Origin of the sequence: Klebsiella sp. WP8-S18-ESBL-06, from assembly GCF_014169755.1 — a bacterium.
Taxonomy (GTDB): domain Bacteria; phylum Pseudomonadota; class Gammaproteobacteria; order Enterobacterales; family Enterobacteriaceae; genus Kluyvera; species Kluyvera ascorbata_B.
The window spans coordinates 1,638,054-1,649,259 of the sequence record NZ_AP022256.1; the positions used below are offsets into that span (position 1 = coordinate 1,638,054).

The following is an 11,206-nucleotide window of genomic DNA, read 5'->3' on the forward strand; positions in this document are numbered from 1 at the left end:
GCGGTGAGAGAGACGGTCGTGGCTTACCTTACCACTTCATTTCGTGCGTATTGACCTTCGCGCTCAGCTCAAGCGAGCTCTCATCGGCAAGGTTCGGATACGCCGCCTTCATGGCCGCAATCACCTCGGCCGATCCTTTGTGGTCTTTCAGCGCCTGCTCAAAGGTTTGCAGGTAGCGTTGGGTAAAGGTAATGGCCCCATCGTTTGCCGGGCGCTCGCCCAGATAATGCCCCGGAATCACCTGTTGCGGCTTTAGCGCCTGCATTTCGCTCAGCACCTGCATCCAGCCCTGGCGAATCGCCTTCGTCTGGGTATCCGCCGTCCACACATGAATGCCGGAGGCAATACCGGTACCGCCCAGAATGGCTTTGTTCGCCGGGATCCAGACGTACGCGGCATACTCGCCCGCGTGTTTCAGCTCCAGCGGCTCACCGTCTACGGTGAAGCGCGTGGCGTGGGTGGCCTGCGGCACGATAATGCTGTCCGGCTTGCCGTCTTTCATCTGCGGCCCCCAGAACGCCAGCTTAGCGTCCTTCGTCGCTTTGATATGTTCCACCACCGCCGGTGATGCCACCACTTTGGCCTGCGGGAACGCCTTCACCAGCGGCTCAAGGCCAAAATAAAAATCCGGATCGCCGGAGGTAATCACGATTTCTTTGAGCGTTTTGCCGCTGTCTTTGATCATTTTCACCAGTTTTTCACCGTCTTTGACGCTGAACTGAGCATCAAACAGCACCGCTTCTTTTGGACCGGAAACCAGCGTGGACGACACCGGGAAAATGCCTTTTTCCTGCGGGTTATAGACATCAAGGTGCAGCGGGGCGGCAAAGGCCGGCGCGGCGGCCAGCGAGATAATGAGTGAGAGAGGCTTGATATTCATGGTGATCCTTAGTGTCTTATCCGAAGGTTACGGGCTGGCTGAACCGGAATCATTCAGTCAAGCCTGGCACGAAATGCTGTGCTTCATTCTACGGATTTGTACTTCATTAAGAATTCCTGAAACAATACATGCTGAGTTTCATAAAACGATCAAATGGAGATGCAATGGACAGGATCATGGCAGCAATCACCTACAATCGTATTTGCGAGCTTGGTAGCCTGAGCGCGGCGGCGCGTTCGTTGGGCATCTCCCGCCCGATGGTCAGCCGCTATCTTGACGAGATGGAAAAGTGGGCCGGTGCGCGGCTGATTCACCGCTCAACCCGGCGGCTGTCCATTACCCCGGCAGGGGAGAAAACGCTGGAGAAAACGCGCCAGCTGGTGCAGCTGTCTCAGGGGATTGAAGGTGACGCGACGCGCGTCACGCCGTCGGGCACGCTGCGCATCGCCTGCGCCCACTTTACGGCGACGCATTTGCTGGGGCCGGTGATTCCGCCTTTTCTGCGTCAGTATCCCGCGCTGCGTATCGAGGTGGATATCAATAACCATCCCGTCAGCCTGGTGGGCGAGCGCATCGATCTGGCGATTCGGATAACCAATCAGCCTGAACCCGGTGCGATTGCGCGCTATCTGGGGGCCTGCCGGTCCGTCTTGTGTGCCTCACCGGCATACCTGGCTAACAACGGTATCCCCGCCACGCCAGGCGATCTTGCCCAGCATAATTGCCTGCACTACAGCCGTTTTTCCGGGCAGTCCTGGTCCTTTCGCGATCGGCAAAACGGCGTGATGTCGGTGGCGGTGGGGGGCAACTTCAGCGCCGGTATCTCATCACTGCTGTGTGATATGGCAGTTGCGGACGTAGGGCTGGCGATGGTGCCTGAAATTGAAGCGCGAGCGGGGCTGCAAAGTGGAAGGCTGGTGCAGGTGCTGGCGCAGTTTGAACCGCAGCCGCTGGGGATTTATGGGCTCTATCAGTCCCGCGATCATCAGCACGCTGCGCTTGGGCTGTTTCTGGACGCCGTGAAGCAAAGCCTGGGGCTGCCACCCCAATAGACGCGCGGTTACCGCATCTATTGGGGCGACACGCGCCGTTGGCTACAGGACCACCACAATTTTGCTGGGTTCCCGCGCGTTGTCCAGCCATTGGTGCGCCTGCGGAACGTCATCAAATGAACAGACTCGGGTCGCCAGTTTATGCATCTTACCTTTGGCAATATCGCCTGCAATCCGCGCCAGAGGGGAGGCGGTAAGGGGCAGGGCTGGCGTACCAAAGAGCTGGCTCGGGAAGAAGTTCACGCTGACCGCCGGTGGCAAATCGCTCATCAAATTAAACTGGTTGAGTATCGGCGCGCCACCCAGCAGGCCGATGGTGGTCAGATGCCCGAAGGGGCGCAGCGCGCTGGCGGTGTCAGGTAACGTCGACGCGCCAACAATTTCCAGCGCGGCGTCAATCCCCTGGCCGTAGCGTGATTTCAGCTGAGCGCCGATGTTGCCGTCATCAATCACCACTTCGCTCGCCCCGGCCTGCCGTAAAGCGGCGGTATGTTCTGTGCGACGTGTTGTCGCAATCACCGTCAGCCCCGCGTGCTGCGCATAGCTGGTTGCGGCCAGGCCCACCGTGGAGGTTGCACCACGAATAAGCAGCGTCTGCCCAGCCTGGATGTGAAGGCTGTGATCCAGCGCGCCCCATGCGGTTAAAAACGCCTGCGGTAAGGCTGCCAGCTCCGCCCAGCTTAGCGGCGCATCGTCGAGGTCAATAACGTTGCTGCGCAGTACCGTCACTTCTTCGGCATAGCTGCCGTGACGATCGAACTGCATTCCGCCCATCAGCGTGGCGACGCGCTGGCCCGGATGGAAAACGCCGGCCGGGTCTTCAATCACCTCACCAACGGCTTCGATGCCGGGCACGCGGGGGGCATCAATCGGCCCCATTTTCCCGGTGCGCAGGTAGGCTTCCGCTTTGTTGAGGCCAAAAGCGCGTACCCGGATGCGAACCTCATTGGCCTGCGGTTTTACGCTGTCAATGTCGCGCAGCGTTAATACTTCTGGCCCGCCGGTACGTTCAATAACATATGCTTTCATGATGTGCTCCAGTTCGGTGAGTCGGTGAGTCGGAACGGTTATTAACCGTCTGCACAAACAATAGCCTTTCATTAACGATTGCAATATGGCGTTATATGAGAACAAATATTCCATTAATGAGAGGTTGTGAATATGGATTTGAACGCCGTGGAGATGTTTGTGTACGTGGTGCGCGCAGGCAGCCTGAGTAAAGCGGCACAGCAGTCGGGGATCCCGCTGCCCACCTTAAGCCGGCGGGTACGCGCGCTGGAGGATTCACTTAATCTCCAGCTTATCGAGCGCTCCGTACGCGGCGTTAAGCTCACGGTGGCGGGGATGCATTTTTATCAGCAGGCCAGCGCCGGGGTCGATATCCTCAAGGGCGCACAGCTGGCAAGCCAGCATGATGAGCGGCAGATTAGCGGCTATTTACGCTTATCAATCCCCCCGGCAATGACAGTCTGGTGGGAGCTGCTGGCGCAGTTCCAGCAGCGCTATCCGGGGATTCGGCTATTTGTGCAAACCACCGAACGCCGTGTCGATCTCGTTGCCGACGGCATTGATGTGGCGCTAAGGGTCGGGGCGATTGAACACGAAACGATGGTCGCCAAACGGGTTATTTCCTGGCGGCATCAGTTGGTCGCGGCACCTTCGTTAGTTGAGCGATACGGGCGGCCGCAGTCACCCGCTGATTTGAGCCGCTATCCCTGCGCGGTGTGGAATGCCAGCGCCTGGCGGCCAAGCGTCTGGTCCCTCGGTGGTGAAACCGTTCATCCTGCGGCGATACTGATGACCAATGACTACGCGCATCTCTACCAGCGCGTGTTGAGCGGGGATGTTATCAGCGAACTGCCGCCGTTTATGGTGAATGAGGATATCGCGCAGGGGCGGTTGGTCGGCCTTCTTGAGGACTATCCCTTACCCGAGCAGCACATTCATCTGGTTTATCCCCCCCAGCATTATCCGGCTCCGGCCATACGCGCCTATCTCGATTTTTGCAGCCGCTTTACGGCGAATCTGAGCTAACTCGCGCGCTCGTCTGGCGGGCGTTTCGTCCGCCACCATATCTCATTGACACGTTATATCGGTCATTGTATAAAACTCGGCCTCAGTAATGAGTTTCATTTACATTAAGAAATCGCCTGCAATATTTCCCACAATAATTTTAATGAAGGATAGCGTTAATGAAAAAGACCCTCTGCGCGTTAGGCATGGTGCTGGCGTCAATCAGTTCTGCTCTGGCAACGACCTATCCTTTGACCATCGAAAACTGCGGGTATAAAGAGACGTTTACCCAGGCGCCACAGCGCGTGGTGGCGCTGGGGCAAAATACCGTGGAAATTCTGCTGCTGCTGGGGCTGCAAAAAAATGTCGTCGCCAGCGCATTCTGGCCAACCCGGGTACTGCCATCGCTGGCGGAGCAAAATGAAAAAATCAAGCTGCTGACGGTGGAAATTCCGACGCTGGAATCCGTCCTGGCGCAAAATCCGGACTTTGTTGCCGCGCAGCTGCCGCTGTTATTGGGCCCGGAAAGCAAGGTCGCTAAACGCGAAGATTTTGCGACCGTGGGCGTAAACAGCTATTTGTCCCCCGGAATGTGTGCGACTAAAAAGGCCGCCGGCGACATGTACGGTAGCCGTCAGAAACTGTGGGATATGACCTATCTCTATAAAGAGATTGAAGATTTTGCCACGATATTTAATGTCCAGGAGAAGGGTGCTGCGGTTGTTGCCGATTTCAAAAAACGTGAAAACGACCTGCGCGCAGAGTTCGGCAAGCATAAAAAAGGTCTCTCCTTCGTCTTCTGGTTCTCTAGCGCATCGCCTTCTGCCGATGCCTACGTCGGTGGTAAAAATAGCGCCTCCGGCTTTATTGCTAACGTGCTGGGCGGGCATAACGCCATTACCTCTGAAACCGAATGGCCGACGGTGAGCTGGGAAAGTATTATCGCGGCAAATCCGGATGTGATCGTGGTTTCCAGCCTTGACCGCAACCGCTGGGCGCTGGATAACGCGGAGGAGAAAATTAAATTCCTCAAAAGTGACCCGGCCGTCAGCCAGCTGGACGCGGTGAAAAAAGGCCATATCGTGGTGATGGACGGCCAGGCGATGAACCCGACCATCAGAACCCTCTACGGCGCTGAACAGGTGGGTGAACAGCTGAGAAAGCTGGGGCTGAATTAATGACCGCAACCGTGCTGCAATCGCGCCAGGGGTTGTTTTTGACCTCCTCGTGCCTGCTTTCTTTGTGCCTGCTTTTGCTGGTCATTGCCGTTGGCGTTAGCGTCGGCGAGCTGTCGATCCCGCTGGAAAGCGTTTTTTACGCGATTGGCAATAAGCTCGGGCTGACCGATGTCCCGCTCAACCGCATCTATGAAAGCGTGATTTGGGACTTCCGTCTCAGCCGTGCGCTGGTGGCGGCCTGCTGCGGCGCTGGGCTGGCGATTTGCGGCGCGGTGCTGCAAAGCTTGCTGAAGAATGCGCTGGCGGAGCCTTACGTACTGGGCGTTTCCGCCGGCGCGTCAACGGGGGCGGTGTCGGTCGTGGTACTGGGCGTCGGGACCGGTGCGGTTTCCCTGTCGGCTGGTGCCTTTGCCGGTGCGTTTGCCGCCTTTGCCTTCGTGGCCTTTTTAACCAACGGCGCGCGCGGCGGTAACGAACGGACTATTCTGGCCGGCGTTGCGGCCTCTCAACTGTTTAATGCCATCACCGCCTACACCATCAGCACGTCGGCCAGCGCGCAGCAGGCCCGCGATGTCATGTTCTGGCTGCTGGGCAGTTTTAGCGGCGTGCGCTGGCCGGAGTTTCAACTGGTGCTGGTCGTGGTGCTGGTCGGGCTGGCCGTCTGCCTTTACTACTCCCGCGCGCTGGATGCTTTTACCTTTGGTGATGATGCCGCCGCCTCGCTGGGGATTGCCGTGCCCTGGGTGCGGCTGATCCTGTTTACCACCACCGCGCTGATTACCGCGACGATTGTCAGTATGGCCGGTTCGATAGGCTTTGTCGGGCTGGTGGTGCCACACGTGATGCGCTTCTTTTTTGGCCCGCTGCACCGCACGCTGCTGATTGCCTGCGCGCTGGCCGGGGCGATTCTGATGGTGCTGGCGGATATCGCCTCGCGCCTGCTGATTGCGCCACAAAGCCTGCCGGTGGGCGTAGTAACGGCGCTGGTCGGCGTGCCTTTCTTTGCCGTGATTATCTACCGTTCAAGGACTAAGTGATGAGCATCTCTGCGGACAATATCACCTGGAAGGTGGGTAAAAAGGTTATCGTGAATGGGGTGTCGTTAAGCGCCGTTCGCGGCGAAACCGTTGGCCTGCTTGGCCCTAACGGCTGCGGTAAATCCTCGTTGCTGCGCATCCTTGCGGGCCTGCGTCGCCCGGATGCGGGTAGCGTGACGCTGGACGGGAAAGATATGGCGCGGATCGGCAAAAAGCAGCTTGCCCGCCGGGTAGCCTTTGTTGAACAACACGGCATGACCGATGCCAATATGCGCGTGCGCGACGTGGTCAAGCTGGGGCGAATTCCGCACCATTCTCCGTTTTCGAACTGGAGTACCCACGACGACGAAACCGTCACCGCAGCGCTGCAGCGGGTTGATATGCTGGAAAAAAGCGATCAGGGTTGGCTGAGCCTGTCCGGGGGGGAGCGCCAGCGGGTGCATATTGCCCGCGCGCTGGCGCAGACGCCGACGGAAATCCTGCTGGATGAACCGACTAACCACCTCGATATTCATCACCAGATGCAGCTAATGCAGCTGATTAGCGAGCTGCCGGTCACCAGCATTGTCGCCATCCACGATCTCAATCACGCCGCCATGTTCTGTGACTCACTGATCGTGATGCAGAAAGGGCAAATTGTGGCGACCGGTTCGCCGCAGGATATTCTCACTGAAACGCTGCTGTGGGACGTTTTCCGGGTGAAAACGAAAATTGAGATCTCCCGGTTTCATGGCAAAAAACACATTCACTTTATCGTTTAACGCCGGGCGATTGTGATGCGGTCATTTTCCCTGCGCCCTGCGGTTAAGCTCTGGCCGCCCGTGTTACTGGGCAGCCAGTTCATTTTCAATATTGGCTTTTACGCGGTCGTCCCGTTTCTGGCGATATTCCTTCGCGACGATATGCTGCTCTCCGGCGGCCTTATCGGGCTGATTCTGGGGCTGCGTACGTTCTCGCAGCAGGGCATGTTTATTGTCGGCGGTGCGCTCTCCGATCGCTTCGGCGCGCGCGCGGTCATCCTCTGCGGCTGTGTGATTCGCGTGGTGGGCTATCTGCTGTTGGCCTTTGGCGAATCGCTGTGGCCCATTATTGTGGGGGCATGTCTCACCGGCGTCGGCGGTGCGCTGTTCTCACCGTCGATTGAAGCGCTGCTGGCCAGGGCGGGGACCCAGAGCGAGGCGAGCGGCAAACGCAGCCGCGCCGAGTGGTTCGCGCTGTTCGCCGTATGCGGTGAACTGGGTGCGGTGCTGGGGCCCGCAGCGGGCGCGCTGCTGACGGGGCTGGGATTCCGCCAGGTGGCGCTGATGGGGGCCGGGGTCTTTGTCGTCGCGCTGGTGGTGCTCTTTTTTTGTCTGCCGTTGGCGCAGCAGGAAAGGCGGCCGCTCAACGTGCTGCCGTGGTGGACCACGTTTCGTCAGCCGCGTTTTGTCGCCTTTATTATTGCCTACAGTTCGTGGCTGCTGAGCTATAACCAGCTCTACCTGGCGCTGCCGGTAGAGATTCAACGTGCGGGCGGCAGTGAGAAAGATCTCGGGCCGCTGTTTATGCTCGCCTCGGTGCTGATTATTGCCTTTCAGCTGCCGCTGGCGCGTTTCGCCCGCAGAGTCGGCGCGGTCCGCATTCTGCCGGTGGGTTTTTTACTGTTGTCTGCCGCCTTTGCCAGCGTGGCGATGTTTGCCGCCAGCGTGCCGCCGGAAGGGTGGCTGCGTTTTGTGCCCTCCATCTGTCTGGTCACGCTGCTGACGTTGGGGCAAATGCTGCTGGTGCCGGCGGCCAAGGATTTGATCCCGTGTTTTGCCGACGATTCGACGCTGGGCGCACACTATGGCGCGCTCGCGACGGCCGGCGGCGTGGCGGTGCTGGCGGGGAATTTAGCCTTTGGCCACCTGCTGGATGCGGCGCTGGTCCCGTCGGTGCAGGCGATTTATCCGTGGCTGCTGCTGGCGCTGTTTCCGCTCTGCAGCGCGCTGGCCATGGTGCTGATTTGCCGCCCGCTGCCCAATCGCTGAAGGCCCGGCGTTAAGGACGGGCCTGCAGTCAAAATGGCGACGAGAAAGGGGCTTAGATTTGCGCTAATCCGCCGTCGACGTAAATTTCCGCCGCGTTAATAAAGCTCGCGTCATCCGACGCGAGGAAGACGACGGTTTTGGCGACTTCCTCCGGCTCGCCCAGACGGCCAAGCGGCACCTCGGCGGCCAGCGCATCGAACAGCCCCTGGCGATGTTCATCGGGCACCAGCCCGCCGAGCCCTGGGGTGCGAATGGGCCCCGGGCTGACCACATTGATACGCACGCCGCGATCCTTCAGATCCATTGCCCAGGAGCGCACCAGGCTGCGCACTGCGGCTTTACTGGCGCTGTAGACGCTGAAATTGGCGGTACCTTTTACCGCTGCCGTCGAACCGGTCAGAATCACCGACGCGCCGTTGCTTAACAGCGGCAAGGCTTTCTGCACGGTAAACAGCACGCCGCGCACGTTAGTGCCAAAAATACGATCAAAATGCTCTTCGGTGATGGCGCCCAGCGGCATCATGTCGCCGCCGCCGGCGTTGGCGAACAGAATGTCCAGACGACCTGATTCGCTGGCAATGGTGGAAAAGACGGTATCCAGGTCGCTCAGCGCCGATGCATCGGCGCGAATGCCGGTTGCTGCGGTGCCAATTTCAGCGACCGCCGCGTCCAGCTCTTCCCGACGGCGGCCGGTGATATAAACGCGTGCGCCCTGTTCCGCCAGCGCTTTCGCCGCTGCCAGACCAATCCCGGTGCTGCCGCCGGTGACTAACGCTATCTTTCCAGAAAGTTTTTTACTCATGACGCATTTCCTTAACTAAAGTATAAATATGCCAATTGAGTCATCGACTTACAGCGATAACCAGGCTGCTCACTACGGGGGCTACTCTACCGCCATCGCCGGGGGGAGAAAAATGTGCGAAAGTGAAAAACACTGTTTACGTGAGTGAATAATCGCGGGTGATAAAGGGGCATAATGGATCGATTTTTAGCGCTTAAAGTGTTTACCCGGGTCGTTGAAGCCAACAGTTTTACGCGTGCCGCGGATTCGCTGAACATGCCCAATGCCACCATCAGCAAAACGATCCAGCAGCTGGAATCGCATCTTGGCGCGCGCCTGCTACAACGCACTACGCGGCGCATAACCGTTACGCCGGAAGGGCAGGAATACTACGAGAAAGCGTTGAGCGTGCTGCGGGATCTGGATGAGATTGACGCGTCGTTTAAGACCGCGCCGGCAACCATCAAGGGCCATCTGCGCATCGCGATTGGCGGCTCGACCGCGCGCGATGTTCTCGTTCCGTTGCTGGCCGATTTTATGTCGCGCTACCCGGATATTCGTCTCGATCTGGCGGTGGCTGACCGTCCGGCGGACCTGATCGGCGGTAATCTTGATTGCGCTATCCGCGGCGGGCCGATGGACGACTCGACGCTTATCGCCCGAAAAATCGGCGCGTCGCCGTTAATCACCTGCGCCACGCCGGGCTATCTCAAGCGCTACGGTGTACCGGCCTCTCCCGATGAGCTCAAGAACGGGCATCGTCTCGTCAGCTATCTGTCGCCCGCCAGCGGCAGAGCGTTTCCATTCCGCTTTCTACGTAACGGTGTTGTCACCGAGATTAAAACGGAGCATCACCTCGGGATTAACGAGAGCAATGCGCATATTGCCGCCGCCGAAGCCGGGTTAGGTATTGTGCAGACCTTTACCTACTCTTTGCGACACGCGCTGGCCAGCGGAACGCTGGTGGAGATACTCAGCCCATGGCGTCCGGCGCCGTATCCGTTCCACGTCGTCTATGCGCATAACCGGCATCTGCCTTCGCGCCTGAGGGTGTTTATTGAATGGCTTAGCGATGTTTTTCCTGCGGCGTTGAAGGGATAGCAAAGGTATAATAATTAAATATAATGGTTATCAGCAAAGATAATGAGCAAATGAATATCAAGATATTATAATGAGGACAGTTTAAAACAGGCGAAATGAGCAGAGGTAAATATGAAACTTTGTCGTTATGGTGAAGTGGGTAAAGAAAAGCCGGGGTTGATAGATAACAACGGAAATATCCGCGATCTGTCTTTTTTGATGGGTGATATTGACCACCAAACGCTTGATCGAAAATGTCTTGATGCTATTCGCCAACTGGATCCGGAAAATCTGGAATTAATCGATAAATCAGTACGAATTGGCGCGCCAATTGCCACACCTTCGAAATTTATCGCTATAGGATTAAATTACCGGGATCATGCTCAAGAAGCCGGCATGCCCATTCCGCAGGAGCCGGTAGTATTCTTTAAATCACCAGGTTCAATCTGTGGGCCACATGACGATATATTCATTCCTCCCCATTCCAGTCAACTCGACTGGGAGGCTGAATTGGGTATTATTATTGGTAAACAAGCAAAATTTATCCCTCAGGAGCAAGCGTTTGATTATATAGCGGGTTACTGTGTGGTAAATGATATTTCCGAGCGTACTTTCCAGTTTCAGTCTTCACAGTGGGATAAGGGTAAGAGCTTTGATACCTTCGGCCCATTAGGCCCTTACCTGGTCACCGCGGATGAAATCACCGACCCGCAAAATCTGCGTATCTGGCTTGAGGTCAACGGTCAGGTCCGCCAGGACAGTCATACTCGGCAGATGATTTTCCCTGTTGCAGAAATTGTCGCGTATTTAAGCCGTTATATGACGCTGAATCCCGGAGATATTATTGCGACGGGGACACCTCCAGGGGTTGCGATGGGGATGAAACCGGCGCCAGTGTGGCTAAAAGAGGGAGACGTGCTGTCTACTCACATAGAAGGCATTGGCGAGCTGAAGCAGCGCTTAGTCAAATACCCTGGATAATGTTGCCGGCGGTTCAGACGGTGTGGGGAGGAAAAGGCTAGCCGTTGGAGCGCAGACTGCTGACGGCCGTTTTTACCTTCTCCGCATCGGTTTTATGACTGAGGAAGAAAGTTGTGTGTCGGTTTACCCGCACCAGATATTTTCGTCATCTACAACCTATTGTTATCAATACGCTCAATATTAAAGCCAGCGCTT

General features: G+C 57.3%; 11 protein-coding genes. 8 read left to right on the forward strand and 3 right to left on the reverse strand.

The features are described from left to right. Positions 1 to 28: 28 nt before the first annotated feature. A complete protein-coding gene (locus H7R76_RS07790) occupies positions 29 to 880 on the reverse strand; it encodes a Vmh family MBL fold metallo-hydrolase (protein WP_106924319.1) in 852 nt (283 codons plus the stop codon). Between the two features lie 164 nt (positions 881 to 1,044). Here H7R76_RS07790 and H7R76_RS07795 point away from each other — a divergent pair, with 164 nt between their 5' ends. Then, positions 1,045 to 1,932, forward strand: a complete 888-nt coding sequence (locus tag H7R76_RS07795) for a LysR family transcriptional regulator (protein WP_106924320.1) — start codon at positions 1,045 to 1,047, stop codon at positions 1,930 to 1,932. 42 nt (positions 1,933 to 1,974) lie between these two features. On the opposite strand, the gene H7R76_RS07800 is transcribed toward H7R76_RS07795, so the two are convergent. Further along, positions 1,975 to 2,961 carry a zinc-binding dehydrogenase gene (locus H7R76_RS07800; protein WP_106924321.1) on the reverse strand — a complete coding sequence of 329 codons (987 nt, stop codon included), beginning with the start codon at positions 2,959 to 2,961 and terminating at the stop codon, positions 1,975 to 1,977. A gap of 132 nt (positions 2,962 to 3,093) precedes the next feature. On the opposite strand from H7R76_RS07800, the gene H7R76_RS07805 reads away from it, so the two are divergent. From H7R76_RS07805 to H7R76_RS07825, 5 genes are all read left to right on the forward strand, one after another. Continuing rightward, the gene (locus H7R76_RS07805) at positions 3,094 to 3,966 is read left to right on the forward strand and encodes a LysR family transcriptional regulator (protein WP_106924322.1); all 873 of its coding nucleotides are present in this window, start codon (positions 3,094 to 3,096) and stop codon (positions 3,964 to 3,966) included. A gap of 158 nt (positions 3,967 to 4,124) precedes the next feature. Further along, positions 4,125 to 5,123: a siderophore ABC transporter substrate-binding protein EitA gene (gene eitA, locus H7R76_RS07810; protein WP_182967432.1), complete on the forward strand. Its 999-nt coding sequence runs from the start codon at positions 4,125 to 4,127 to the stop codon at positions 5,121 to 5,123. Next, positions 5,123 to 6,160, forward strand: a complete 1,038-nt coding sequence (locus H7R76_RS07815) for a FecCD family ABC transporter permease (protein ID WP_106924324.1) — start codon at positions 5,123 to 5,125, stop codon at positions 6,158 to 6,160. Before eitA ends, H7R76_RS07815 begins: the two co-directional genes overlap by 1 nt. Further along, positions 6,160 to 6,921, forward strand: coding sequence for a siderophore ABC transporter ATP-binding protein EitC (gene eitC, locus H7R76_RS07820; RefSeq protein WP_182967434.1), 762 nt, complete (start codon positions 6,160 to 6,162; stop codon positions 6,919 to 6,921). The genes H7R76_RS07815 and eitC overlap by 1 nt, the downstream gene beginning before the upstream one ends. A 15-nt stretch (positions 6,922 to 6,936) precedes the next feature. Beyond that, positions 6,937 to 8,169: an MDR family MFS transporter gene (locus H7R76_RS07825; protein WP_420259423.1), complete on the forward strand. Its 1,233-nt coding sequence runs from the start codon at positions 6,937 to 6,939 to the stop codon at positions 8,167 to 8,169. 52 nt (positions 8,170 to 8,221) lie between these two features. Here H7R76_RS07825 and H7R76_RS07830 read toward each other — a convergent pair whose 3' ends face one another. Further along, positions 8,222 to 8,971: an SDR family NAD(P)-dependent oxidoreductase gene (locus H7R76_RS07830; protein ID WP_106924327.1), complete on the reverse strand. Its 750-nt coding sequence runs from the start codon at positions 8,969 to 8,971 to the stop codon at positions 8,222 to 8,224. 174 nt (positions 8,972 to 9,145) lie between these two features. On the opposite strand from H7R76_RS07830, the gene H7R76_RS07835 reads away from it, so the two are divergent. Both H7R76_RS07835 and H7R76_RS07840 read left to right on the forward strand, forming a co-directional pair. Then, positions 9,146 to 10,051, forward strand: a complete 906-nt coding sequence (locus tag H7R76_RS07835; RefSeq protein WP_182930278.1) for a LysR family transcriptional regulator — start codon at positions 9,146 to 9,148, stop codon at positions 10,049 to 10,051. A 111-nt stretch (positions 10,052 to 10,162) separates the two neighbouring features. Then, positions 10,163 to 11,011 (forward strand): fumarylacetoacetate hydrolase family protein, encoded by an 849-nt coding sequence (locus tag H7R76_RS07840; RefSeq protein WP_182930279.1) that lies wholly within the window; start codon positions 10,163 to 10,165, stop codon positions 11,009 to 11,011. Positions 11,012 to 11,206: the final 195 nt, after the last annotated feature.